Source organism: Streptomyces sp. NPDC002092 (assembly GCF_053593775.1).
This window is the reverse complement of record NZ_JBSFDG010000009.1, coordinates 281,928-307,373: the sequence shown is the minus strand read 5'-3', so window position 1 is coordinate 307,373 and position 25,446 is coordinate 281,928. Positions and strand designations below refer to the sequence as shown.

Sequence of the window (25,446 nt, the reverse complement as noted above, 5' to 3'; positions counted from 1 at the left end):
CACCCCGGTCGCGCTGCACAGACCCGGTTCGCGGGCCGATGGGCGATCAATTGCGGGAAGTCTGGGCACATGGGCAGGTATGCGAAAGGGCGTCGGCTACAACTAAAGATTGCGCTTCGCGTACTGCCCTGGTCTGCCTGGCAGGTGACGTCCCGTCGAGAGGTGTGGCCGAACGTGCCGCGTGGATCCGATCAGAGCCGCGGTGGCGGTTGCCGACCGGCTCGCCCGGTCGCAGTGTGTGCTGCGCGCCGGCATCAGTACCTTCATCCGGCGCGGAGGCGGCTGCATCGCCCGACTGACCTGCGCAGTCACGATTTCCGTGCCGCTGCACCACTCGGCGGGACGCCACCGTCTGCCGCAGGTGTGCGCCGCCGCCCCGGAGCAGATGCCTGGCCCGTGCCTGTTCGGCGCGAAACCTCAGTAGCCGTTGCCGGACCGAGTGGTTCGTCTGCCGGTCGACCGAGGGTTCCCGGCTGGGTGATCTTCCGGTCGCCCGGGCATGAACGCGCATCCTCCTGCAACCTATGGATGCGGAATCCGTCGTCTCAGGGCCATTGATCGTCCTGCACCTCGACTATAGGTTGCGGTTCTGGTCGAATATTTTCGATCTTGTTGCGGCTTTGGCTCAATGGAGAGGGCCGATTGTCGTGGTATGTGACGTAAATTCGAACAGGATCCAACATCCGGCCTCCGGCTTCGAGCTGTCGGCGTCGTGCGCGACACCGAGGGGCACGTCCCTGGCCGCCGGGGCCGGCGGCCAGGGCGCCGACGTTACGTACGCCCTCGGCCCCGGCCGGGCGTCGATTTCCGCCCGTCGCGCAGTGCCCGCGGCAGCCCCCTGGCTCTCCCATGGCGGAACAGGTGGCTTAGGCACGCACGTCCGCCGGCCCCGGGCCGGTGCCGGATCCGCGTAGTCACCGCACCGCCCTTCGGCGCGGGGGCGCCCGGCTGCACCCTTCGCAGCCCGGCCTACCTCGGCGTATGGGCCCAGCACGCCTGCACGCGCCGGATCCCCGGCGTGGAGGCATGCGCTCCAAAACCTGTTCCGCCGCGCCGTGCCTGCGCCGGTGACCCATGCCCGGGCGCCGGCCTGGACCGCAAGGGCGCGGCTCAGTACGGCGGGACCACCCACCCCAGGAGAACCACCTTGAACAACATCCTGAGTCTGCGCAGCAGACGCATCAGACCGATGGCGGTTCTGACCGTCCTGCTCCTCGCTCTCGCACTGCTCAGCGGGCGCATCCCGACCCCGGCGTACGCCGTCACGAACACCGCGGTCACGGTGGACGGCACGAGCAGCGGGCGTACCTTCGACGGCATCGGGGCGGTCAGCGGCGGAGGCGGCAACACCCGTCTGCTGTACGACTACCCGACCACCCAGCGCAACCAGATCCTCGACTACCTCTTCAAGCCGGGCTACGGAGCCGACCTGCAGATACTCAAGGTCGAGGTCGGCGGTGACACCAACTCCACCGACGGCGCCGAGGCAAGCATCGAGCACACCAAGGGCACCATCGACTGCAACGCGGGCTACGAGTGGTGGCTGATGGAGCAGGCCAAGGCACGCAACCCGAACATCAAGCTCTCCGCGCTGTCCTGGGGCGCGCCCGGCTGGATCGGGAGCGGCACCTTCTACTCCCAGGACATGATCGACTACCTGATGTCCTGGCTCGGCTGCGCCAAGCAGCACGGCCTGACCATCGACTACATCGGAGGCTGGAACGAGAGGAACTTCAACGCGACCTGGTACGAGGACCTGAAGTCGGCCCTGGTTTCGAACGGCTACACCTCGACGCAGCTGGTCGGCGGCGACCTTGCCAACTGGAACATCGCCACCAGCATGAAGAGCGACAGCAACCTCTACGACGCCATTGACATCGTCGGCGCCCACTACCCGTGCGTCTTCCCGGCGATGAAGAGCTGCTCCTCCACCTCCGACGCCCAGACACTGGGCAAGCCGATCTGGGCCAGCGAGAGCGGCTCCGAGAACACCGAGAACGGTGCGGCGCCCGTCGCCCGCGGCCTCAACCGCGGTTACATCGACGCCAAGATGACCGCCTACATCAACTGGCCCATCGTCGCGTCCACCTACCAGAACCTCATCTTCCACGACCAGGGCCTGATCACCGCCAACCAGCCGTGGTCCGGCAACTACTTCGTGGGGCGCACCACTTGGTCGATCGCGCAGACGACGCAGTTCACCTCGCCCGGTTGGAAGTACCTCGACACGGCCAGCGGCTACCTGGGCGGCGACCGCAACAACGGCAGCTACGTCAGCTACGCCGCACCCGACAAGAGCGCCTGGAGCAGCGTCTTCGAGACCATGGACGCCACCGCGTCCCAGACGGTCACCATGAGCGTCGCCGGCGGCCTGCCCGGCGGCACTCTGCACGTATGGTCCACCGACCTGTCCGCCCCGGGCACCGCCAACCCGCACATGGTCCGCAACGCCGACCTGACGGCCAGCGGCGGAACGTACACGCTGACCCTGGCCCCCGGCCACATCTACACCGTGACCACCACCACCGGTCAGGGCGCTGGCACCGCCACGTCTCCGCAGCGCACCCAGCTGGCGCTGCCGTACTCCGACAGCTTCGCCGGATACAGCACCGGGCAGGAGGCCAAGTACCTCTCCTCGATGAACGGCGCGTTCCAGGCGGCCTCCTGCGGCGGCGGCCGGAGCGGTGAGTGCCTGCGCCAGATGGCGCCGGTCCAGCCGATCCGCTGGGTCACTACGCCCAGTACTCAGCCGTACACCCTCATGGGCGACCTGGGCTGGAGCAACTACACGGTCAGCTCCGACGTACTGATGGAGCAGAGCGGCAGTGCCGCCGAGATCCTCGGCCGCGCCGGCACCCAGGCGAGGGGCAACGACGGTCTGAACGCCTACCACCTGCGGCTGAGCGACACCGGCGCCTGGTCGCTGCTGAAGAGCAACACCTCGTGGACCTGGACCACCCTGGCCAGCGGCACGGTGACAGCCCCCGGCACGAACACCTGGCACAAACTCGCCCTGTCCTTCCAGGACAGCACGATCACCGCCAAGATCGACGGCACCACCGTCGGCACGGTCACCGACGCCAGCTACGGCGGCGGCCAGGTCGGCCTCGGCACCATGGGGTACTACCCCGTCCAGTACTCCAACCTGTCCATCACTCCGGGAACGGTGCCCGACCTCTCCGGCACCTACAAGATCGTCAGTGTCAACAGCGGCAAGGCCCTCGACGCCGTTGGGCGCGGCACCGCCGACGGCACCCTGATCGACCAGTGGACCTACAACGGCGGCACCAACCAGCAGTGGACCCTGGCCCGCAACAGTGCCGGGTACTACACCATCACCGGCGTCGGCAGCGGCAAGGCCCTCGACATCCCCTATTTCAGCACCTGGACCGGCACCCAGCTGCAGCTCTTCACACCCAACGGCGGCACCAACCAGCAATGGGTGATAGCCCCGTCGGACAACGGCAGCTACACCATCGAGACACGCGCGAACGGCTACATGCTCGACGTCGCCAAGAACTCGACCGCCGACGGCGCGGCCATCGACGAATGGCCCACCAACGGCGCCACCAACCAGCAGTGGACCCTCGTCAAGCTCTCCTGACCCACTGACCCACTGACCCACTGACCCCCGACCCGTGGGCGGGGCAGCCAGGCACCACCGGCCTGCCCCGCCCACGACCATGACCGCACGGCACCGCGGTCGCACAGGGACCGGCACCCAGCCCACCGTGAGAACGGCCGTGCCCCGCACGCGTCGGCAGCGCAGCCCGGCGACCGCCTCACCGGCCTGCTCCCAGCTGCCCCGGCAGCCCACGGGCGCGCTGAGCCTGCCGTCCGTGATCGGCGCGGCGACGTACGCCAGGTCGGCCGCCGAGTCCCGGTTGCGCTGGAATCCGGCCAGACCGACCTGACCGTCGATGGGCTGGATCGGCGTCTGCTCGCCGGACGTCGCGCCGATGGGGGAGAACGATGCCGCCGGGCGCGAGGTGCCCGGGCGGCCCAGACCGCCCGGGGAGCGGCAGCACGACAGGCCACAACTCCCACCGAATCACCGGCCCAACGCCCGACCAGCCCAAACGCGGCGATCACAGCCGGAATGACGACTTCCAGCTCTTGCCCGGCGGACTCGTGACTGACCCGAGCGCGGCGAGACTCCGTCCCACGCCCTTTCACAGCGGGATCCACACGCCTCCGCCGCGCCGTGACCAGAGCTGCGATGACGGCTTCGGTCGCAGTGTGCTGTCGGCTCAGGCCTGCTGCCGGTGTCCGCCCGAAGCCGACTAGAACGATTTAGCGAAGCCTTGTGCCCTCAACAAAATCGATTTAGCATCCCGTTCCCGCCACAGGGCGCGGGATCAAGGAGGTTGCCGCCGATGTCGACCGCGGAAGGTGCCGCCGCCCGGCGGCTGGGAGCATCCCCACGGCCGGAGGGTCTGCCCCGGCAGGATCGATGTCTGGTGATGGGCATTCTCAACGTGACGCCCGACTCCTTCTCCGACGGCGGCCTGTACGCGCAGGCGCAGCAGGCGATCGACCGCGGGCTTGATCTGGCCGCCCAAGGCGCGGACATCGTCGACGTGGGCGGTGAGTCCACCCGGCCGGGAGCGCGGCCCGTGGCCTTGACCGAGGAGCTGGCCCGGACTGTCCCGGTGGTGCGCGAACTCGCCCGTGCGGGGGTGTGCGTGAGCATCGACACCATGCACGCGGCCGTGGCCCGAGCCGCTGTCGAAGCGGGCGCGTGTCTGGTCAACGACGTCAGCGGCGGCCTGGCCGACCCGGACATGGCGCCGGTGGTCGCCGCGTCCGGCATCCCCTACGTCGCCACACACTGGCGTGCGCCCAGCCGGGAGATGGACCGCCATGCCGACTACCGTGACGTCGTCGTCGAAGTCATGGCCGAACTCGATCTGCGTGTACGGCGGTTGAAGGCCCAGGGGGTCGACCCGGCCCGCATCGTCCTCGACCCGGGACTCGGCTTCGCCAAACGAAGCGAGCACGACTGGACGCTTCTGGCCGGCCTGGGGACTCTGCGGCGACTGGGCTTCCCGCTGCTCGTCGGCGCGTCGAGGAAGCGGTTCATCGGCGCGGCCCTCGCGAGCGGAGGCGCCGGCGACGTGCCGCCCGGGGAGCGGGACTCGGCGACGGCCGCTGTTTCCGCGCTCGCTGCCGCGGCGGGCGCGTTCTGCGTCCGTGTGCACGACGTACGCGCGAGCCTCGACGCGGTGCGCATGGCCGCCGCGTACGCAGCGCCCGGCTTGTGACGGCCTGTCCGTGGTGCCCATGGGTGCCCGCAGGGTGCATGTGGCGCAGGCAATGCATTCGTAACGCCGTAGTCACCTGAACAAGGGTGCTGCGCTAGCGTACTTAATCGATCTAGTTGTCTTCGGGCATTCCGAAAAGGAGCCGCACATGACCATCCCCTCCCTCCAGGACGGCATCGACAAGGCCGGATCGGCGATCAAGCTGCTGTGGAAGCCGAATGCCGAGCCGTGGACCCCTGAGGTCGTCGCGCGCGAGTACGCCGGCTGGCGTCAGGAGCAGGCCGCGTGGCACGAGGGCGTGGCCCTGCTCAACCTCTCGCACCACATGTACGACATGTGGATCGAGGGCCCCGACGCCACGCAGGTGCTGGCCGACCACGGCGCCAACAACTTCGAGAAGTTCGCGATAGGCCAGGCGAAGCAGTACGTGCCGGTCACCCGCGACGGCCACATCGTCACCGACGGGATCCTCGCCCGCGAGGGCGAGAACAAGTACCTGCTCAGCGGCATCCCGGCCGCGCAGCACTGGGTGCAGTACCACGCGGAGAAGGGTGGTTACGACGTCGGTTTCGTCACCGACCCGTCCTCCGCCTTCCGCCCGGGCGGTGGCGACCCGAAGCTGTTCCGCTACCAGATCCAGGGCCCGCTGGCCGCGGAACTCGTCGAGCGCGCCTTCGGCGGACCGCTGCCGGAGACGAAGTTCTTCCACTCCACCGCCGTCACCCTGGACGGACGCCCCCTGCGCGCCCTGCGTCACGGGATGGCCGGCCAGGTCGGCTACGAGTTCATCGGCCCCTGGGAGCACGCAGCGTACGTCCACGAGCAGTTCCTGAGGGTCGGCGAGCCGCTCGGCCTGATCGAGATCGGGGCCCTGGCGTACACCTCGGCCAGTGTGGAGAGCGGCTGGATCCCCTCGCCGGTGCCCGGCATCTACACCGACCCGGATCTGCTGGAGTACCGCAAGCACCTGCCGCTGTTCGGCATCGAGGGCAAGCGTCCGCTGAACGGCAGCTACTCCAGCGAGGACATCGAGGACTACTACGTCTCCCCGTACGAGCTGGGCTACGGGAAGATGATCTCCTTCAACCACGACTTCCTCGGGCGCGACGCCCTGCTCAAGGCCAAGGACGGGCCGCTGCGCACCAAGGTCACCCTCGTCCTCGACGCGGACGACGTCCGCACCGTGGTCGGACAGGGCGAGGACCCCGGCTTCGTACTCACGTATGCCCGCCACCGGGTGGAGACCACTGCCGGTCTGGCCGGTATGACGATGCAGACCGCGTCGGTCGACCCGGTGGGCACCGTACTGGCCCAGACCCTGATCGACTCCGAGCACGCCGCACCGGGCACGGAGGTGACGGTGGTCTGGGGCGAGCACCCCGGTCCCGGCACCGACCCCGAGGCCGACCTCGGATTCCCCCGCATCCGTGCCACTGTGCAGCCCTCCCCGTTCAGCGAGCACGCGCGCACCCTCTACCGCCGCGACCGCTGACGACAGCCGGCTGCCCGCGCATCGCGCCGCTCCTCCGCGACCTCGTGGCGGACCGGAGGCGGCGCAGGTCCCTCACCTCTGCCTCAGCGGTGCCCCGGGTGCCCAGGAGACGGCACCTCGGACCAGAAAGCGAGACGAAAGACGATGACTCCCGCCAGCACGGCACGAACAGCGGTCAGCACATCACTACTTGAGGACTTCTCCCTGGAGATGACGGGTAAGGACGTCTCCAGACTGGAGGAAGCCGGCGACGCCATTCCCCAGGGCACCCGCATCAACGTCACCTTCCTCGGCAACGAGGACCTGCAGATGCGCCTGGAGGCGGCCCGGGCGGTCAAGCGGCTCGGGTTCGTGCCCGTACCGCACATATCTGCCCGCCGCCTCGGATCGCGCGACGACTTCGAGCGCTTCCTGGCCGCGCTGCACGCCGACGGAACGTCCGACAACGTGTTCGTCGTCGGCGGAGACCCGGCACACCCCGAGGGCCCCTACGCCGACTCCCTGTCCCTGATCGACACCGGGCTGCTGCAGGAGTACGGAGTCCGGCACGTCAGCGTCAGCGGATACCCCGAAGGCCACCCCGAGATCGACGACACCACGCTGTGGTCCGCGCTGTGTGCCAAGCATGCGGCACTCGCCGCGCAGTCTCTGGAGAGCGGCATCATCACGCAGTTCGGGTTCGACGTCGACCCGGTGCTCGCCTGGGTGGAAGGGGTCCGCAACCGCGGTATCGGGGTCCCGATCAGGATCGGGGTGCCCGGACCCGCCGGAGTGCGCCGGCTCATGGGGTACGCGGCCCGTTTCGGGGTCGGCACCAGCGCCTCGGTCGTCAAGAAGTACGGCTTCTCCCTGACCAACCTCATGGGCACCGCGGGGCCGGACCGTTTCCTGCGCGACCTCGCCGAGGCCCACGATCCCGGCCGCCACGGCGAACTGAAGATCCACTTCTATACGTTCGGCGGGCTCAAGGCCACCTCCGACTGGGCCGCCCGCTTCCGGAAGGAAAGCCTGGCATGACCCTCACGCAAGACATCCCGGCCCGCACCGACCCGAGCAAGCCGCCGGCCCTGCAGGCCTCGCTCATCGTGCAGGGTGCCGACGCCACGGGCATCGTCGCCGCCGTGACGTCGGTCCTCGGCGCCCACGGTGCCAACATCGTCTCCCTCGACCAGTACTCCGACAACCCGCAGGGCGGGGCCTTCTTCCAGCGCACCGTCTTCGGCCTGGACAACCTCCAGGTCGCGCTGCCCGCTCTGCGGACGGACCTCGACCAGCACCTCGTGGGCACCTTCGGGCTGAGCTACACGCTGCGCGATCTGTCGGTGCCCAAACGGGTCGCGATCTTCGCCTCGAAGTCCGACCACTGCCTGCTCGACCTGCTCTGGCGCCACCGGCAGGGCCAACTCCCCGTCACTGTCGCCATGGTGGTCTCCAACCACCCCGATGTGGCCGAGGAAGTACGCAGTTTCGGCATCCCCTTCTTCCACGTCCCCTGCCAGGGCGCGGACAAGTCCGCCGCCGAGGCCGAGCAGCTGCGGCTGCTGCAGGGCAACGTCGACTTCGTCGTCCTCGCCCGCTACATGCAGATCCTCTCCGGCGACTTCATCGACAGCGTCGGCGTCCCGATCATCAACATCCACCATTCCTTCCTGCCCGCCTTCATCGGCGCCGGCCCCTACGCGAAGGCCAAGCAGCGGGGGGTGAAACTCGTGGGAGCCACCGCCCACTACGTCACCCGGGATCTCGACGAGGGACCGATCATCGAGCAGGACGTCGTCCGCGTCACCCACGCCCACACCGCGGCCGACCTCACCCGTCGCGGCGCCGACGTGGAACGCGCGGTGCTCTCCCGCGCCGTGCTGTGGCACGCCGAGGACCGCGTCATCCGCGACGGCAACCACACCATCGTCTTCGCCTGACGGCGGGACGCGGGACATCCCACGGACAGGGAAACCGCCCGGTGCAGGGAGCAGGCGGTCTTGTCGTGCGCCGTACGCCATTCGACCGAGCCGGCCGTTCCGGCGGCCGGCCGGTCACGGCGCCGTACAGCCGCGGTCACGGTGACCGCACACAGCACCCCTTTCACCTGGGCGAATCGTTCCTCATCACAAGAAAGCGGTTCGCCACCATGACCACCACGATCAACGGCACCCGCATCGCCCAGCGGATCCGTTCACAAGTCGCAGAAGAGGTCGCCACGGCCGCGCGTTCGGGGAGGATTCCCGGGCTGGCGACCATCCTCGTCGGCGACGATCCGGCCAGCGCCGTGTACGTCGCCGCCAAACGGCGCGCCATCAAGGAAGCCGGCATGCGCGACTTCCACCGTTTCCTGCCCCAGCACGCCACCCAGGACGACGTCGCCGCGGTGATCGACGAACTGGCCGCCGACCCGCAGGTGTCCGGCATCCTGCTCCAACTCCCCCTGCCGCCCCAGCTCGACGCGGACGCGCTGATCGACCGCATACCCGTCACCAAGGACGTCGACGGACTCACCACCGCCAGCGCGGGCCTGCTGGCCCGAGGAGAACGTGGCCTGCGTCCCTGCACACCCAGCGGCGTCATCGAACTCCTCGACGCCGAGAAGGTTCCCCTCACGGGCGCCCGCGTCGCCGTCGTCGGCTGGGGCGAACTCGTCGGCAAGCCCTTGACCCACCTGCTGCTGCGGCGCGGAGCGACCGTCACGGTCGCCCACGAGTTCACCACCGACCTCGCGGCCGTCACCCGGCCCGCCGACATCGTCGTGGTCGCCACCGGCGTCCGCGGCCTCATCGGTCCCGAACACGTCAGGCCCGGCGCGGTCGTCATCGACGTGGGCATCCACCGCACTCCCTCCGGTCTGAGCGGCGACGTCCGTTCCGCCGAACTCGACGGCATCGCCGATCGCATCACTCCGGTACCCGGCGGTGTGGGTCCCATGACCATCGCCATGCTCATGGTCAACACGCTGCGCGCGGCGCAATGGGGCGCCGAACGCGAGGCCGTCGTGGCCTGAGCGCTCCGTAGGGCGAAACTCCCGCCGCTCGTTGCACGGCAGGCCACATCACAGGAGGTGCGGAATGGAGGGGTTCCCTCCCATGGCGCTTCTCGGCGGCCATCTCGCAACCGGCCTCGTGGACGTCACCAGCGATCCCTCGGCGCTGGACTCCGAGGGTTTCTGGGCTGTCGCGGCCACTTTTGAGGGGCACCTGACGTGCGCCCGGTTCCGCGACGTGCGACAGGCCGAGTGCCACGGTCTGCCGACGCCGCCGTGGCGCGGGCCGGGTGCCGGGACATGGTCCACCTCGCTCGACCGCATCGCGTACACGAACGGGGTGACGCGTATCCGCGAGCACATCGCCGCGGGTGAGGTCTACCAGGCGAACCTCTGCCGGGTCCTGTCCGCACCGGTCGCGCCCGACGCCGATGTCGCAGCGCTGGCCGGGCTGCTGGCGCGCCACAACCCGGCACCGTACGCCGGAGTCATCCGCATCCCGCGGCACGGCATCGAGGTGGCCACCGCCTCCCCGGAACTCTTTGTGCGGCGCGCCGGCAGGGACATCGCCTCGGGCCCCATCAAGGGAACCGGCCGGACCGAGGCGGACCTGCTGGAAAAGGACTACGCGGAGAACGTGATGATCGTCGACCTGGTCCGCAACGACCTCGGCCGTGTCTGTGTTCCCGGTTCCGTGGCCGTCCCGGATCTGTGCGCCGTGGAGAAGCATCCGGGGCTCGTGCACCTCGTGTCCACGGTGCGCGGGCGACTGCGCGACGGTGCGGGCTGGCCCGAACTGCTGGCGGCGACGTTCCCGCCGGGATCGGTCACGGGGGCTCCCAAAGCGAGCGCCCTGCGGATCATCGCGGCACTGGAGACGTCGGCGCGCGGTCCCTACTGCGGCGGACTCGGCTGGGTCGACGCCGACCGCGGTCGCGGAGAACTGGCCGTCGGCATCCGCACCTTCTGGATCGACCGGTCCGCAGGACTCCTGAAATTCGGCACGGGAGCAGGAATCACCTGGGGTTCAGAGCCGGAACGGGAGTGGCAGGAAACCGAACTGAAGGCGCGTCGGCTGCTTTCCATAGCGTCGGCGGAACATCCGGGCACGTCTTCACTGCGGCCTTCGGGCGGCGTGGCCTTCGGGCAGTCCGCCAACACAGACCCCCCGGGCAAGCGTTCGTGGTGACGGCAGATGCGGAATCCCGAGGCATACCGGGTGGAGGGTCCACAATCGGTCCGGCTCAGTGCCGAATCGACCCGGACCCGTAGACTGAGTCTTGGCGCTTAATCGTTCTAGGTGAGGTGCCGTTATTTTGGCGACACCACATGCGGGCGGGGGAGCCCGGTCCGACGGAGAGGAGTGTGCCGGCATGGGCCGTTCTGGTCGAGTGACGTTGACCGACGTGGCCAAGGCGTCCGGCGTGTCGCGGGCCACGGTGAGCTTCGTGCTGAACGACGACCCACGGCAGACGATCTCGGCGGCCACCCGCGAGCGGGTCATGGAGGCCGCCCAGGAGCTGGGATACGTCGCGCACGGCATCGCCCGCGCGCTGCGCGAGGGCTCGTCGCGCATCGTCGTCCTCAACGTCGACTGGGGCATGGAGGGCAACTTCTCCCGGAGCTACGTCCGGGGCCTGGACGAGGAGCTTGCCGAGCACGGCCACATCCTCCTGGTCCGGCACGGTCACGCGATCCCGGAGGCCACCCAGCAGATGCTGGACACCATCGCGCCACGGGCGGTGCTGCGGCTCGGAGAGGCCTACCTGCAGGGACACGAGCCGACCGAGGCGGACTGGGAGAACGGGTTCGCCGCCAACGCCGCGCTGCAGATCCGATACCTCGCCGAACGCGGGCACACCCGGATCGCGATGGGCATGACCGACCGTGAGTATCCGCTGACCGGGGTCCGACTGGGATTCGCCCAGGAGGCTGCCCGTCGGCTGGGACTTCCGCCCCTGGAGCGCTTCGTCGTTCCGCGGCCCCGCCAGGCCGGCGCTGCCGCTGTCGAGACGTTCCTGGCCGCCCACTCGGACGTGACCGCCCTGGCCGCCTTCGACGACGACATCGCGCTGCGCGCCCTGACGGCTTTGCGCGACCTCGGGCTGCGGGTGCCCGAGGACGTGGCGGTGATCGGTTTCGACGAGACCGAGTACGGTTCCCTGTCGACCCCCGCACTCACCACCGTCCACATCGACGCCGAAATCCTCGGACGGATCGCAGCCCGCAATGCCCTCGGCCTCGACCCGGGCGCTCTGGCGCCTCCGCCGGGCCGGATCGTGGCCCGCGCGTCGGCGTGATCGCCGAAGGGCCCGACCGTCGGACTCGGGACCAGCCGTACACCGGCGAGGCCGCGGTGATCCTGTAGGGCAGCTGGGCTTACGGCACGACGGCGACCGGGTCGCCGGGGGCAGCCCGGCGTGGTCGGTCGTCGACAACTGGCACGTGGCGCTGACCGGCGGCGTCACCCGGCACGCCCTGTGGCTCACCGTCAAGATGACGGTGTCCTCCTGGAGGCCTCCTGGATCGTGCGGCCCTGAACACCTGCCCATCCTTGGCCACGACCGGCTCGGCGACCCCCAACTGGCTCTCTGAGAGGTGGAGTTCGTCGTCAGCTCCCAGACCATCGCACGAGCGGTGCCGTAGCGGCCTCGTCAGATCTCCCAGCTGCTCATTGTTCTAACGAAATTGTCATCAAAATTGGCAACAATCACAGACTCGATGTCTACAGTCTGGATGCGAATGAGCCGCACAGCCCGACACGAGGAGGTCTACGGGTGGACATCAACCGCAGAACGGCCATCCGGAGCGCCACGGCCGTGGCCGCGTTCGGAATCGCCGAGAGTGCGGCGGGCACGGCCATCGCCGGCACATCGTCGTCGCACGGCGCGTCGAGCGCGTCCTCGGCGTACGCGCTGGAGTTCGATTCCACCGCATGGTCGTACGACTCGACCAACGACGTGTACTACCAAGTCGGAAAGGTGTACGTCGCCAACCCGGCCACGACGGACTACGAGAACCTGTCGATCTACGTGCCGGGTGCCTATCTGACGGCTACCGCGAACAGCGACGGGACCACGTACACCGCGAAGGTCAACCCGAAGGGCACCGTCGGTGACTACTCGGGACGCACGGCGCCGATCGTGATCCCGGTCAACACCCCCGGCTATGCGGCGCAGAAGCCGGCCACGTCGTACAGCTACGGCAGCGTGTCGAAGTACCTGGAGGCGGGGCACATCTACGTGTGGCCGGGCCTGCGGGGCCGGGACGGCTCGACCAGCGACCGCTCCGACGCGGCGCCCTGGGGCGTGACCGACCTCAAGGCGGCGGTCCGGTTCCTGCGGTACAACCGGAGCGTCCTGCCCGGCTGCACGGACGACATAGTCCTGTTCGGCATGAGCGGTGGCGGCGCGCAGGACTCCGTGGCGGGCGCGTCCGGTGACAGCCCCCTGTACGAGCCCTATCTGCGCACGATCGGCGCTGCCATGGCGGACGCCCACGGCCGTCCGCTCAGCGACGCGGTCGCCGGCGTCATGGCCTGGTGCCCGATCACCAGCCTGCACGAGGCCAACCTGTCCTACGAGTGGAACATGGGCCAGTTCGCCTCGACCGGCACGCGCGCGTCCGGCACCTGGACCAGCGCCTACTCGACGGACCTCGCGAAGGCCTGGCCCAAGTACCTCAACCGGCTGGGGCTGCGCGACGAGCAGGGCAGGCGCCTGGAGCTGACCGAGTCGAGCAACGGCATAAGCCTGGCCGGGAGTTACTACGACCACCTCATCGAAGTGATCACCACCTCGCTGAACAACTTCCTGGCCGACAACACCTTCCCGTACACCATCACGACCATGGGCGGTCCGCCCGGATCGGGCCAGCCGGGATCCTCCACCATGTACGAGACGGTCGAGGACTACATCGCCTACCTCAACACCGACAGCGACTGGGTCACCTACGACGCCACGACCAACACCGTCATGGTGTCCAGCCTCGAAGGCTTCTCCAAGAGCCAGAAGACCGCGAGCAAGCCCGTCGGCGCGTTCGACGGGTACTCCCGCGGGCAGACCGAGAACGGAGTCTTCGCGATGGGGCTCGGCGTCCCGGCGCACTTCGCGCCCCTCACGCGTGACGTCATCAAGGCGAACGAGGCGACCTACGCCGCGTACTCCGACTGGGAGTCCGACTACGGCTCCTCGGCGTACGACAGCGACTTCGCGAAGAAGGACAGCGTCGGCAAGGACATGGCCTGGCGGGCCGACGCGTACAACCCCCTGTACTTCCTCTCACCCGCCTTTGGCGGCTACCGCAGGTCGCAGGTGGCGCGTCACTGGCGCATCCGCACAGGCATCATGCAGGGCGACACGGCGAACACGACCGAGGTCAACCTCTCGCTGGCCCTCCAGAACTACGGCATCCACGACGTCGACTTCGCCACCGTGTGGGCCCAGGGTCACACGCAGGCCGAGCGCACCGGCGACTCGACGACGAACTTCATCACCTGGGTGGCATCCATCACCAGGAAGTGACCACGCCTCCGGACACCCCGGGCGTCTGGTCGACGAGCCTTGACCAGACGCCCGGCACCGCAGCGTAGGCGCTTCTGACGGTGAGCAGATCCCTCGCAGGCAACAATGCCACGACAGACCACCAAACCCACGCGAGCGATTCCAGTTCGTCGACTGCCCCTCGACGGTGCCCAGGCCGGCCGTCCCCCTGGCTTGTACCGATGGTGTGTGGCGCCCCACGGGGTGGCCGGGCCTCGACGACCCGCGCGTGGAGCGGGTGTTCCGGATGACCCCGCCCTACTGTGAACTGCTATGGAGGGCACCGTCGACACCGTCGTCCTGCGAATGCGGTTCCGCTGCTGGACGCTGTGGGGCCGCGAGCCTTCCGGTGATCGTCATCGGTCCCCGGCGGGACATGGAGACCGTGGTGGAGGTGCTCCGGAGCGGGGCTGGATATCTGGTCGCGGATGGTTACTGCACCTGCATGCAGGTCTCGGCGGTCATGGCCACCGTGAACGGGCATGAGACGGTGCCACCTGCACCGGCGGGATCGGCGGCTCGTCCACGACAGCAAGCGCGTCAAGGTCACTGGCAACCTGGACGCCGAGATCGGCGGTGACGACATGACCGTGCGGAACCTGTTCCTCGACGCAACGCAGGTCGGTGAGGGCGGTGCTGCGGCCGCGCACACTTGCAAGCGCAACGGGAGGGACGCGGGCGTCTGTGGCGATGGCGCCGCCCCGGCCGGCGTAGGCGAATGGGGCGGCGGCCTCGTCGAATCGACCGACGGCAGCTACCTCCCGTTGCAGCCCTGAGCTCTGCCGGTCGCCAGACCGAACATCGCCATCAGCTGTCCCCGCCCCCGGCGATCTGACTTCTGCCGTGTGAAGCAGCCCTTACGGGCTCGGGCCTCCGGGGTGTCCGAGCGGAAGTCGGCGCGGGTGAGGTCTGCAAGGTGACAGCGAGCTGTTCCAGATAGCCGCGCATGAGTCCGACCAGGTCGAGGGCGCCGCCGCTCAGTACCCACTGGAGCTGCAATCCGTCGCTCATGGCGATGTAGCGCCGGGCGACGGCCTCATAGTCGATGTCGGTCCTGAGGAAGCCCTGTTCGGCGGTACTGCGGAACTCTCCTGCGATCGCCCGTACCACTCGGTCGTAGTGCGTGGAGTACAGCTCGTGAGCGGGGCTGGCGGGACCCGCGGCCTCGGCCGACACCAGGACGAACAGCTCGATGAGTCCCGGTTGGGTCACCATGCGCTCCGTGATGCTGAGCATCACACGGAAGGGGCGGGTACCGTCGTCCGGCTTGGGCGCTTCCCTGGCCCAGGTGGCGAGCAGGTCGAAGCGGCGTCCGGCGACCGCGACGAGCAGGTGTTTCTTCGTGGGGAAGTGATGCCGCAGCCCGGGCTCGCTGAGGCCCACGTCCGCCGCGATCTGGCCCATTGACGTGCGGTGATAGCCGGCCTGGGCGAAACGTTCGGTGGCGGTGTCCAGGATGGCGTCCTGCCGGGCACGGCCCACCGCGTAGCTTCCGGTTTTTCTCTGCCTCGGCATGGCGGCATCGTACCCAGCCGTAAAAACCATTGCTCCGATGGTTTTTACGACCTACTCTGATTCGGCCGACGACCGGATGGACGGGCTGTTCCGGTCGGGCATCACACCGTCCTTCGCGGCGCCGTTGCCATGAGAGAGCGAGGACGCACAGGGGTCAGGTGTGTCGCCGAAGCACCGGCCCGGCCCTGCGTCCAAGTGGCGGTCGCGGTCGCCGCGCACCGAAGCCCTTCGGAACACCGAGCACCAGGCCCCCGATCCACCTGAACCCCGACAGAACGATCGCCGCGCCCCTTGACAAGAGAGATCAGGGGCACCTCCGCGCCGAAAGACGACATGCCTCAGCATCAGTGGACCGCACAGGTCATCGCCGCCCCATCGGCTTCCCCTGCCGCAGCTCTCTCCGACGCGCCAGGACCCGGCACATTGCTGCGCACCGGTTTCACCGTGCGTGGGCCGGTGTGCGGCGCCCGCATGCTGATCACGGCCCTGGGCGTGTACGAGACGGAGCTGAACGGCACGGTCGTCGGCGATGTCGTGCTGGCCCCTGGCTGGACGAGCTATCGCCATCGGCATCGCTACCAGACGTTCGACGTCACCGGTCTGCTGCGGCCGGGCCCCAATGCCTGGGGCGCCCACCTGGCCGACGGCTGGTACCGGGGGCTGCTCGGCTTCAACGGCGGTACCCGGAACCTGTACGGCTCCCACACCGGCCTGCTCGCGGAACTCCACATCACCTACGCCGACGGCACCACCCACACCGTCACCACCGGACCCGGCTGGCGTGCCGGCAGCGGACCGGTCGTCGTGACCGGGCTGTACGAGGGCGAGACGTACGACGCCCGCCTCGAACAGCCCGGTTGGAGCGCACCGGCATTCGACGACTCGGCCTGGCCGCCGGTGCAGGTCCTCGGCGGCTTCGACCCGTCCGTCCTCTTCCCCGCCGACAGCCCGCCGGTCCGCCGGGTCGAGGAGTTCGGACCGGTTGGCGTCAGCGGGAACGAGCAGGGGCGCATCGTGGTCGACTTCGGCCAGAACCTGGTCGGCCGGCTGCATATCCGGGTCCGCGGCGAGGCCGGCCACACCGTCACCCTGCGCCACGCGGAGGTCCTGGAGAACGGGGCGCCGTCCGCCCGCTCACTGGGGGGCGCCGAGGCCACCGACCGCTATGTCCTGCGGGGCGACGCGGAGGCGGAGGAGTGGGAGCCCCGCTTCACCTTCCACGGCTTCCGCTACGCCGAACTCGAAGGCTGGCCGGGCGATTTGGGTCCCGGGGACATCACCGCCGTGGTCCTGCACAGCGACCTGCGCCGCACCGGGTGGTTCGCCTGCTCCGACCCCTCCCTGGAGCGGCTGCACGAGAACGTCGTGTGGAGCATGCGCGGCAACTTCCTCGACGTGCCCACCGACTGCCCGCAGCGCGACGAGCGTCTGGGCTGGACCGGGGACGCCCAGGTCTTCGCCCCCACCGCCGCGTTCCTCTACGACGTCCGGGACTTCCTCGTCTCCTGGCTGCGGGACCTGGCCGCCGAACAGGCCGCGGACGAGGGCGGTGTCCCGCCGCTGATGAGCCCCGCGGTCCCGCTGCGCTTCCAGAGCGCCCCGCCGCCCAGCGGCAACCGGCCCATGGCCGGCTGGGGCGACGCGACCGTCGTCGTCCCGTGGACCCTGTACGAGCGGTACGGCGACGCCGAGGTGCTCCGTGCCCAGTACCCGTCCATGCGCGGCTGGGTCGACACCGTGGACGCGGTCGCCGGACCGGGGCATGTGTGGGGCGAGGGCTTCCAGTTCGGCGACTGGCTCGACCCGACCGCGCCCCCGTCGATGCCCCCGAAGTCGAGCACCTCCGGACCACTGGTCGCCACCGCCTACTTCGCGCACTCGGCCCGGCTGCTGGCCCGTACCGCGGAGGTGCTGGAGGAGAAGGACGACGCCGTGCGCTATCACGCACTGGCCGACGCGGTGCGCGAGGCGTTCCGGGGCCGTTTCCATCGCGGCGGCGGCCTGCTGCACGAGGAGACCCAGACCGCGTACGCGCTGGCGCTGTGCTTCCGGCTGATCGACGACGCCGCCGAACGCGCGCGAGCCGGTGAGCAGTTGGCCGCACTGGTCGCCGCACGCGGCCACCGCATCGGCACCGGCTTCCTCGGCACCCCGCTGATCTGCGACGCGCTCACCGACACCGGCCACGCCGACACCGCCTACCGGCTGCTGACCCAACGCGAGTGCCCCTCCTGGCTGTACCAGGTGGACCGCGGCGCCACCACTATCTGGGAACGCTGGGACGCCGTACTGCCCGACGGCAGTCTCAACGCCTCGCCCCTGAACTCCCTCAACCACTACTCCTACGGGGCGGTCGCCGACTGGCTCCACCGCACCGTCGCGGGACTGGCACCCGCCGAGCCCGGCTACCGCCGGATCCGGTTCCGCCCGCTGCCCGGGGGCGGCATCACCTGGGCCGACGCGGCACATGAGACGCCGTACGGCCGCGCGGAGTCCTCCTGGCGGATCGAGGACGGTGAACTGCGGCTGGACGTCCTCGTCCCGGACGGCGCCACAGCCACCGTGGAGCTGCCCGGCAGCGCGCCCGCCGAGGCAGGCCCCGGCGCCCACACCTTCCGTACCCCCTGGCCCACCACCGCAGAGGACCTCCGATGACCGACCCGGCCTACCCCATCGACCCCGAACTCGCACCCCGCCTGGAGTTCGTCGCCCTGTTCGACTTCGCCGACCACGAGGCCGCCCGCGCCGGCATGATCCGGGGCCTGGCCTACCAGCCCCCATACGAGCCGCCCGTGCCGTTGACCGTCCAGGACGAGCTGGTGCCCGGACCTGAGGACGCGCCGCCCGTCGCGGTTCGCGTCCACCGTCCCGCGGGCCAGGGCGAAGTCCCTGGGCTGCTGTACCTCCACGGCGGCGGCTTCGTCCTCGGTTCCATCGCCACCTCGGACGCCGACGCCCGCCGCCTGGCGGCGGAGACGGGAGCGGCCGTCGTGCTGGTGGAGTACCGTCTCGCGCCCGAGCACCCCTACCCAGCCGCGATCGAGGACTGCTACGCCGCCCTGGAGTGGGTCGCCAAGAACGGGGCCGATCTCGGCATCGACGCGACCCGGATCGGGGTCTTCGGGGAGAGCGCGGGCGGGGCCCTGGCCGCCGCGCTGACCCTTCTCACCCGGGACCGGGGCGGCCCAGACCTCTGCTTCCAGTGCCTGCTCACCCCCGTGCTCGACGACCGCCTGCTCACCGAGTCGATGCGCGCCTACACCGACACCCCCGGCTGGAGCCGGCCCGACGCCGAACTCAGCTGGGACCACCTTCTCGGAGCGGGCGTACGGGGAGAGGAGGGAGTGCCTTCCTACGCGGCGCCCGCCCGTGCCGAGGACCTGTCCGGACTGCCGCCCGCGTTCGTCGGCGCGGCCCAGTTCGACCCGCTGCGCGACGAGGCCATCGCCTACGCCGAGCGGCTCGCGCAGGCCGCCGTGCTCACCGAACTGCACCTGTACCCCGGCACGTTCCACGGCGCCAACCAGGGAAGCCAGGCCACCGTGGCCACCCGGATGAACGCGGACGTGATCGCCGCCCTCCGCCAAGGCCTTCACCACCCGCGCCGAGCAGTGCCGCCGACGACACGTCCGGCGGCGTCCGGCGAGTGACGCGGACAGCGGACGCCTCGCTCGGGTGCCGGGAGGACGAGGGAATGACCACGGCCCCCGCCAGGCCTGGCCGCGCCACTCCGCACACACACGGAGGCGTGGCGTCGGCTTCCTGCCGAGGCGAGGCTGCCTCGGTGCCGCACCACGGTCCCGGACGCTCCGATGGATTGTCCATGGACGCCGCAGGAGCGAGGCCGGTTTGTGTGATCACCCCTTCCGCCGTCCGAACAGCGGCCCGACGCCGGGACCGTCTCGTCAGCCGCGCCGTGGCTCGCGTACCACTGCGATCTCTCCCGGTGTCAGCGTCACCGAGCCGGGTACCGGCTTGCCGGTGAGGAGTTCGACCGCGTCCTCGGCGACGGGTACCTGCGCGCCGCGGCCCGCGTGGTCGATGAGGAACAGGTAGTCCGCGGATGGCGAGCGGCGGCGCACCACCTCGACGCCCTCCGGCGCCGTGCGGACCGGCTCCACACCGGCCTCGGTGCGCACCGAGGCGAGGAGGGATGCGAGCGTGGCCGGGTCCGGGTGTGTGGCCAGGTACCAGGCCGTGCCCTCGCCGTACGTGTTCCGGGTCGCGGCGGGTACGCCCGCCATCAGCCCGTTGGTGTACGTCGTCACCGCCTCCGCTCCCGCCAGGCGCAGGCGTTCCGACCACAGTGAGCCCGTACCGCCCCCGCTCAGCCCGATCGTCTCGCCGGGCTGGAGCGGGAAGTACTCGTCCGAACGGACGCCCAGCACCTCGCGGAACGCTCCGGGGTAACCCCCCAGCCGTACATGGCAGTTCTGGTCGACGGCTCCGCTGTGGAAGCCGACCGCCAGGGTGCCGCCCCGCTCCGTGAACCCCGCCAGGTTCGCCGCGCCCTCGTCGTCGACCAGGTACAGGCCAGGAACCAGGACCAGACGGTACGACGACAGGTCCGCGTCCGGGCGTACGAAGTCCACGGCGACGCCCGCCCGCCACAGCGGCTCGTACCAGGAGCGCACCAGGTCCACATAGCGCAGCTCGCTGTTGGGCTGGGCGGGGAACTCCAGGGCCCAACGGGCGTTCCAGTCCCAGGTGATGGCGACCTCGGCCGTGCCGGTGCTGCCCCGCACCTCGGCCAGCGCCTTGAGGTCGGCGCCCAGTCGGACCACGTCCCGCCAGATCTGGCTGTCGGTGCCGGCGTGCGGAACCATCGCCGAGTGCCACTGCTCGGCGCCGGCCTTCGACTGCCGCCACTGGAAGTAGGCGATGCCGTCCGCGCCGTGGGCCACGTGTGCGAGGGCGTTGCGGCGCAACTCCCCAGGCCCCTTGGCGCGGTTGACGGGCTGCCAGTTCACCGCGCCGGTGGAGTGTTCCATCAGGAACCAGGGGCCGCCCGCCAGCGACCGCATCAGGTCGCTGCTCAGCGCGATCTCGATCTCCGCCTCGGGGTCGCTGGACATCGTGTAGTGGTCGTTCGCCACCACGTCCAGCTCCGGGGCCCAGCGCCAGTAGTCCAGCGTATCGGTGATCGCCATGAAGTTGGTGGTGACGGGGGTGGCGGGGGTTGCCTCCCGCACCACGTCCCGCTCCGCCTTGTAGAGCGACAGCAGTTCGTCCGAGCTGAAGCGGCGCCAGTCCAGCAGGTTGGACGGGTTGGGGCCGGCGGCGGTCGGCCGCGGGGGCAGGATCTCGTCCCAGTCGTAGTACCACTGGCCCCAGAAGGTGGTGCCCCAGGCGTCGTTCAGCGCGGCCAGGTCGTCGGCGTACTTGGTACGCAGCCAGGCCCTGAACGCCGCCGCGCTGGTGTCGCAGTAGCAGGCCCTGGTGTGGCAGCCGTACTCGTTGTGGATGTGCCACATCGCCACCGCGGGGTGGTCGGCGTGCCGCTCGGCGAGCGCGCGCGTGATGCGCAGAGCGGCCTCGCGGTAGGCGGGGCTCGACGGGCAGAGCGTCTGGCGGCTGCCGTAGGACAGCCGGCGGCCCTCCTTGTCGACCGGCAACGCCTCCGGGTGGGCACGGTAGAACCACGCCGGGGGCGCCGCGGTCGGGGTCGCGAGGTCGGCGGCGATGCCGTTCTCGTGCAGCAGGTCCAGGATCCTGTCCATGCGCGAGAAGTCGTACACGCCCTCCGAGGGCTCCAGCAGGGCCCAGGAGAAGATGCCGATGCTGGCGAGGTTGACCCCTGCCTCGCGCATGAGGCGCATGTCCTCGGCCCATACCTCCTCGGGCCACTGTTCGGGGTTGTAGTCGGCGCCGTAGGCGATGCCGGGGAGGGAGAGGACGGGTTTCGTGGTCACTGTGTGGCTCCTGGATGGGCGGGGTCGGTCACTTGAGTCCGGACGTGGCGGTGCCGGCGACGAAGCCGCGTTGCAGGATCAGGAACAGGACCAGCGAGGGCACGATGTACAGGATGGCGCCCGCTCCGACGACGGTGTAGAGGCCGGTTCCGTGCTCGTTGACGTAGCCGGTGGCCATCTTCACCGCGAGCGTGGTGCGGTCGTCGTCCAGCAGCAGGGCGGGAGCGATGTAGTCACCCCAGCTCCAGCTGAAGGAGAGGACCAGGCTGGTCGCGATGACGGGCCAGGACTGCGGCAGGAAGATCCGCCAGAAGATGCGGATCTGTCCGCAGCCGTCGATGATCGCCGCCTCCTCCAGTTCCTTGGGCATGTTGGTGAAGAACTGCCGGAAGAGGAAGATCAGGTACGGCGCCCCGGCCAGCCCCCACAGCACCCACGGCACATAGGTGTTGGTCAGCCCGGCCTTGGAGAACAGCAGGTAGGTCGGGATGAGGGTGATGATCTGCGGTGTCATCATCGTGGACAGCATCAGCCCGAAGATGATCCGTTTGCCGGGCCCGCTCAGCCGGGCGAAGCCGTAGCCGGCCCAGGCCGAGGCCAGGGTGATCAGCACCGAGTAGATGCCGGCGATCGTCAGCGAGTTGCGGGCGTAGCCGAAGAAGTCGAAGAGCGTCAGGGCGAGGTGGAAGTTCTCCAGGGTCGGGTGGTGCGGCCACCAGTGGATGGGCACCGCTCGTAGTTCGGAGGGGTCCTTGAACGCGCTGATCAGGAGCCAGCCGAAGGGGCTGAGCATGAGCACCAGGATCGCTACGAGGAGCATGTAGACGACTTTGCGTCGGGCCAGGACCATCAGTTGTCTCCGATCGTCCGGGGCTTGTTCTTCGTCTGTTCGGGATCGACGGAGTAGAAGACGACTCCCTTGCTCAGCCTGAAGACGAGGAAGGTGACGGCCATGACGAACGCGAAGAGGACCCAGAGGAGGGCGGAGGCATAGCCGTAGCGGCCGTTGGAGAAGTACTGCGCGAAGACGTCGATCATGATCAGTTGGTTGCTCTCGGGCACGGCCCCCACGCCCTTGGGGGTGGGGTCGACCGCGATGAGGAGGGGCAAGAAGCTCTGAAGGGTCGCGATGATCTGGGTGACCAGCTGGAAGAACAGCACGGGGGAGAGGAGGGGCAGCGTGATCCGGGTGAAGGACTGCCACCAGTTCGCCCCGTCCACCCGCGCCGCGTCGAGCAGTTCGGCGGGGATGTCCTGGAGGCCGGCCAACGAGATGATCATGACGTTTCCGCAGCCCCACACGGTCAGCGTGATCAGTACCCAGCGGGCGTATGGATCCTGGAGCCAGGCGAGCCCGTTGACGTCGAACATGTCCAGCAGGCCGTTGGCGGAACCCGAGTCACGGTCGAAGATCAGCTTGAAGGTGAGGGCGGCACCGACCGGTGGCACCACGGCGGGCAGATAGACCAGTGTGCGGAACGCGCCCCGGCCGCGGATCGGCTGGTTCAGCAGCACCGCGAGGAACAGTCCCGCCGCGATCGTCAGCGGCACCGTGATCGCGGCGAACAGTCCGGTGCGGGCCAGGGAGGCCAGGGTGTCCGGGTCGGAGAAGACCTCCCGGTAGTTGGCCAGTCCGATGAAGCGGGCGTGGGGGGACAGGCCGTCGGAGTTGGTGAAGCTCAGCCACAGCGCGTAGCCCAGCGGGAAGACCGTCATGCCGAGGAAACCCAGGAGCCAGGGGCCGGCGAACACGTAGAAGGCCCCGGCCCGGCGGGCCCGCAGTGAACGCGGACGGCGCGCTCGCTGCGGGCCGGTCCGGGTGACGGCCGCCCCCATCGGCGAACGCGCGTCCGGCCCGGCGAGCTGATCGGTACTCACCCCACCAGCTCCTTGCCCCGCGCGAGCTGTTCGTTGATCCGGGAGTTGAGCGTGTCGGCGATCTTCCCGGCCGTGGTGCCGGACTTGACCGCGTCCGGTAGCACCTTGGTGAGCACCGCGTTGAGGGCGTCCACCTGGGCGTACGGGCTGACGGGCAGCACCGAGAAGTAGGCCAGTTCCCGTTGCTGGACCTCGTAGGACTGCTTGTGGAACGCGGTGTCCCGCGGCATTCTCGAGCGCAGCGAGTTCAGGGAGGGGATGCCCCAGCCGGTGGTCGCGCGGTCCTGGGCGCCCTTGCCGCCGAAGTACCACTCGAAGTATTTCCAGGCGGCGTCCTTGTTCTTGGCCTCCTTGGGGATCCAGTAGCCGGTGCCGCTGAAGCAGGGGCTGATGCGGTGGCTGCCGAGCTGGGGCGCGGGGGCGAACCGCGAGACCTCGGCGATCTTGGCGTCACCGCCGATGTTCCCGCCGAACCAGTAGCCGTCGGTGGCCATCGCCATACGGTTGGCCTGGTAGGTGGGCCCGTCCCAGCCGTCCGGGTTGGGGTTGACGACGCTCGGGCCGATGTCGGCCTTCGCGTAGTCCAGGTACCACTGCAGTGCTTTGAGCGCTTCGGGTGAGGAGAAGTCCACCGTCGCCAGGTCCTGGGCGAACAGGCTCCCGCCGGCCGACGCGGCCATCCACATGACCTGGGTGAGGGGACCGCCCAGAGCCGTGCCGCTGAGGCCGTACACCTTCACCTTGCCGAGCCGGCGCTTGACCAGGCGCTTGCCGAGGTCCAGCCACTCGTCGCAGGACAACGGTTCGGTGTCGCTGGGGAGTTCCAGCTTGGCCGCCTCGAACATGTCGGTGCGGTACCAGAACATGCAGTCCTGCGAGTAGTCCTTGGCCATGCCGTAGCGGGGGCCGGTGCCCTGCTTCCGGGTCGTGCCGTCGTAGCGCCACACGTCGTTGGCCGGGGCGAGGTCGGAGGGCTTGAGCGCCTCGCTCTTGGCGAAGTACTGGTCCAGGTCGGCCATCAGCCCTCGCGCAGCGAAGTAGGGCACGTCCGTCGCGCCGATGCCGCGGACCACGTCCGGCGGGTTCTTGCCGGCCAGCATGGCGTTGAGCTTGGTGACGTCGTACGTGACGATGTCGAGGTTCATACCGAGCTCGCGCTCGGCGTTCTGCCTGTCCTTCTTGGTCCAGGCGGTGTCCATGATGGTGAGCGTTTCCTTGGCGCCTTTGGCGCCGCTCCCCGAGTCGACGGAGGCGGCACAGCCGGGCAGGGCGGCGGCCGAGAGCGCGGCACCGGCGGAGGCGGCCAGGAAACGGCGCCGGTCGAGGGAGCCTCTGGATGAAACGGGCATGACGGTGAAGCCTTTCGCGCGGGTTGAGGGAACGGCGCTGCCGCGCGATGGAGGACGCGCGGGGGAGGGCATCAGGGCAGGGAGAAGGAAGCGCTGTCGTGTGCCCGGATGGTGTACGGCCTTCTCGGCTGCCGCCGAACGCATGGGTGCCGGCCGAGAGTTGATGGACCGGTGTTTCGTCCGTGCGGCGTAACGCCCCGAAACGCCTGCCACGAGAAACCGGTTGTGAAAACTTGCGGCGAACGCTAGGTGGGTCTGCGAGTGGTGTCAAGAGTTCAGAACCTCCCAAAAGCGTGGGTCCGACCGGGTATTCGTGCCCGTCGACGAAACCTTGACGCAAGCCTCTTGACTCATCCGATGCGGCGGTGGCAGCTTCTTGTATCGCTACAAGAAATCGGTTGCTACCACTTTCGACCCCTCGAACAAGGCAGCCACGGTCGGGATCGCCGCGCCACCCCTGCTCGCGTCCCGCAACGACACCCCGCCGCAACGCCCCGCATCCAGCGCCCCCGCGCACCTCTTCA

19 protein-coding genes are annotated in these 25,446 nt (G+C 69.4%); 14 read left to right on the top strand and 5 right to left on the bottom strand.

Annotated features, from left to right (window positions below):
- The first annotated feature begins 1,147 nt into the window (after positions 1–1,147).
- The 12 genes from ACWCRD_RS22695 to ACWCRD_RS22640 all read left to right on the top strand — a co-directional run bounded on the left by ACWCRD_RS22695 (position 1,148) and on the right by ACWCRD_RS22640 (position 15,044).
- The gene (locus ACWCRD_RS22695) at positions 1,148–3,604 is read left to right on the top strand and encodes an RICIN domain-containing protein (protein WP_450967610.1); all 2,457 of its coding nucleotides are present in this window, start codon (positions 1,148–1,150) and stop codon (positions 3,602–3,604) included.
- 139 nt (positions 3,605–3,743) lie between these two features.
- On the top strand, positions 3,744–3,914 hold the full coding sequence (locus ACWCRD_RS22690) for a hypothetical protein (RefSeq protein ID WP_450967609.1): 171 nt from the start codon (positions 3,744–3,746) through the stop codon (positions 3,912–3,914).
- 462 nt (positions 3,915–4,376) lie between these two features.
- Positions 4,377–5,264, top strand: coding sequence for a dihydropteroate synthase (gene folP, locus ACWCRD_RS22685; protein ID WP_450967608.1), 888 nt, complete (start codon positions 4,377–4,379; stop codon positions 5,262–5,264).
- A gap of 148 nt (positions 5,265–5,412) precedes the next feature.
- Positions 5,413–6,756 carry an aminomethyl transferase family protein gene (locus ACWCRD_RS22680; protein ID WP_450967607.1) on the top strand — a complete coding sequence of 448 codons (1,344 nt, stop codon included), beginning with the start codon at positions 5,413–5,415 and terminating at the stop codon, positions 6,754–6,756.
- Positions 6,757–6,900: 144 nt separating this feature from the next.
- Positions 6,901–7,773 (top strand): methylenetetrahydrofolate reductase, encoded by an 873-nt coding sequence (locus ACWCRD_RS22675; protein ID WP_450967606.1) that lies wholly within the window; start codon positions 6,901–6,903, stop codon positions 7,771–7,773.
- Complete coding sequence (gene purU / locus ACWCRD_RS22670; protein WP_450967605.1) at positions 7,770–8,675, top strand: formyltetrahydrofolate deformylase; 906 nt, start codon at positions 7,770–7,772, stop codon at positions 8,673–8,675. The genes ACWCRD_RS22675 and purU overlap by 4 nt, the downstream gene beginning before the upstream one ends.
- A gap of 209 nt (positions 8,676–8,884) precedes the next feature.
- Positions 8,885–9,748 (top strand): bifunctional 5,10-methylenetetrahydrofolate dehydrogenase/5,10-methenyltetrahydrofolate cyclohydrolase, encoded by an 864-nt coding sequence (locus ACWCRD_RS22665; RefSeq protein WP_450967604.1) that lies wholly within the window; start codon positions 8,885–8,887, stop codon positions 9,746–9,748.
- A 64-nt stretch (positions 9,749–9,812) separates the two neighbouring features.
- Positions 9,813–10,916 (top strand): chorismate-binding protein, encoded by a 1,104-nt coding sequence (locus ACWCRD_RS22660; protein ID WP_450967603.1) that lies wholly within the window; start codon positions 9,813–9,815, stop codon positions 10,914–10,916.
- Positions 10,917–11,100: 184 nt separating this feature from the next.
- Positions 11,101–12,027, top strand: a complete 927-nt coding sequence (locus tag ACWCRD_RS22655; RefSeq protein ID WP_450967602.1) for a LacI family DNA-binding transcriptional regulator — start codon at positions 11,101–11,103, stop codon at positions 12,025–12,027.
- 145 nt (positions 12,028–12,172) lie between these two features.
- The gene (locus tag ACWCRD_RS22650; RefSeq protein ID WP_450967601.1) at positions 12,173–12,322 is read left to right on the top strand and encodes a hypothetical protein; all 150 of its coding nucleotides are present in this window, start codon (positions 12,173–12,175) and stop codon (positions 12,320–12,322) included.
- Between the two features lie 182 nt (positions 12,323–12,504).
- Positions 12,505–14,250, top strand: a complete 1,746-nt coding sequence (locus ACWCRD_RS22645) for an esterase (protein WP_450967600.1) — start codon at positions 12,505–12,507, stop codon at positions 14,248–14,250.
- Between the two features lie 500 nt (positions 14,251–14,750).
- Complete coding sequence (locus tag ACWCRD_RS22640) at positions 14,751–15,044, top strand: hypothetical protein (protein ID WP_450967599.1); 294 nt, start codon at positions 14,751–14,753, stop codon at positions 15,042–15,044.
- Positions 15,045–15,075: 31 nt separating this feature from the next.
- On the opposite strand, the gene ACWCRD_RS22635 is transcribed toward ACWCRD_RS22640, so the two are convergent.
- On the bottom strand, positions 15,076–15,783 hold the full coding sequence (locus ACWCRD_RS22635; RefSeq protein WP_450967598.1) for a TetR/AcrR family transcriptional regulator: 708 nt from the start codon (positions 15,781–15,783) through the stop codon (positions 15,076–15,078).
- 423 nt (positions 15,784–16,206) lie between these two features.
- On the opposite strand from ACWCRD_RS22635, the gene ACWCRD_RS22630 reads away from it, so the two are divergent.
- Together ACWCRD_RS22630 and ACWCRD_RS22625 are read left to right on the top strand one after the other, a co-directional pair.
- The gene (locus tag ACWCRD_RS22630; protein ID WP_450967597.1) at positions 16,207–18,438 is read left to right on the top strand and encodes a family 78 glycoside hydrolase catalytic domain; all 2,232 of its coding nucleotides are present in this window, start codon (positions 16,207–16,209) and stop codon (positions 18,436–18,438) included.
- Positions 18,435–19,433: an alpha/beta hydrolase gene (locus tag ACWCRD_RS22625; protein WP_450967596.1), complete on the top strand. Its 999-nt coding sequence runs from the start codon at positions 18,435–18,437 to the stop codon at positions 19,431–19,433. The genes ACWCRD_RS22630 and ACWCRD_RS22625 overlap by 4 nt, the downstream gene beginning before the upstream one ends.
- A gap of 255 nt (positions 19,434–19,688) precedes the next feature.
- Here the strand turns inward: ACWCRD_RS22625 and ACWCRD_RS22620 are convergent, their stop codons facing one another.
- The 4 genes from ACWCRD_RS22620 to ACWCRD_RS22605 are packed head-to-tail and all read right to left on the bottom strand — an operon-like array spanning position 19,689 to position 24,922.
- Positions 19,689–21,695: a beta-galactosidase gene (locus ACWCRD_RS22620; RefSeq protein ID WP_450967595.1), complete on the bottom strand. Its 2,007-nt coding sequence runs from the start codon at positions 21,693–21,695 to the stop codon at positions 19,689–19,691.
- Positions 21,696–21,723: 28 nt separating this feature from the next.
- Positions 21,724–22,515 carry a carbohydrate ABC transporter permease gene (locus ACWCRD_RS22615; protein WP_450967594.1) on the bottom strand — a complete coding sequence of 264 codons (792 nt, stop codon included), beginning with the start codon at positions 22,513–22,515 and terminating at the stop codon, positions 21,724–21,726.
- 29 nt (positions 22,516–22,544) lie between these two features.
- Positions 22,545–23,573, bottom strand: coding sequence for a carbohydrate ABC transporter permease (locus ACWCRD_RS22610; protein WP_450967593.1), 1,029 nt, complete (start codon positions 23,571–23,573; stop codon positions 22,545–22,547).
- Positions 23,570–24,922, bottom strand: a complete 1,353-nt coding sequence (locus tag ACWCRD_RS22605; RefSeq protein WP_450967592.1) for an extracellular solute-binding protein — start codon at positions 24,920–24,922, stop codon at positions 23,570–23,572. The genes ACWCRD_RS22610 and ACWCRD_RS22605 overlap by 4 nt, the downstream gene beginning before the upstream one ends.
- Positions 24,923–25,446: the final 524 nt, after the last annotated feature.

What these genes read in the sequence shown, in the direction of transcription:
- folP (WP_450967608.1), top strand. Translation starts at nt 4,377, where the DNA reads ATGTCGACCGCGGAAGGTGCCGCCGCCCGGCGGCTGGGAGCATCCCCA.
- ACWCRD_RS22680 (WP_450967607.1), top strand. Translation starts at nt 5,413, where the DNA reads ATGACCATCCCCTCCCTCCAGGACGGCATCGACAAGGCCGGATCGGCG.
- ACWCRD_RS22675 (WP_450967606.1), top strand. Translation starts at nt 6,901, where the DNA reads ATGACTCCCGCCAGCACGGCACGAACAGCGGTCAGCACATCACTACTT.
- purU (WP_450967605.1), top strand. Translation starts at nt 7,770, where the DNA reads ATGACCCTCACGCAAGACATCCCGGCCCGCACCGACCCGAGCAAGCCG.
- ACWCRD_RS22665 (WP_450967604.1), top strand. Translation starts at nt 8,885, where the DNA reads ATGACCACCACGATCAACGGCACCCGCATCGCCCAGCGGATCCGTTCA.
- ACWCRD_RS22660 (WP_450967603.1), top strand. Translation starts at nt 9,813, where the DNA reads ATGGAGGGGTTCCCTCCCATGGCGCTTCTCGGCGGCCATCTCGCAACC.
- ACWCRD_RS22655 (WP_450967602.1), top strand. Translation starts at nt 11,101, where the DNA reads ATGGGCCGTTCTGGTCGAGTGACGTTGACCGACGTGGCCAAGGCGTCC.
- ACWCRD_RS22640 (WP_450967599.1), top strand. Translation starts at nt 14,751, where the DNA reads ATGAGACGGTGCCACCTGCACCGGCGGGATCGGCGGCTCGTCCACGAC.
- ACWCRD_RS22635 (WP_450967598.1), bottom strand. Translation starts at nt 15,783, where the DNA reads ATGCCGAGGCAGAGAAAAACCGGAAGCTACGCGGTGGGCCGTGCCCGG.
- ACWCRD_RS22625 (WP_450967596.1), top strand. Translation starts at nt 18,435, where the DNA reads ATGACCGACCCGGCCTACCCCATCGACCCCGAACTCGCACCCCGCCTG.
- ACWCRD_RS22615 (WP_450967594.1), bottom strand. Translation starts at nt 22,515, where the DNA reads ATGCTCCTCGTAGCGATCCTGGTGCTCATGCTCAGCCCCTTCGGCTGG.
- ACWCRD_RS22605 (WP_450967592.1), bottom strand. Translation starts at nt 24,922, where the DNA reads ATGCCCGTTTCATCCAGAGGCTCCCTCGACCGGCGCCGTTTCCTGGCC.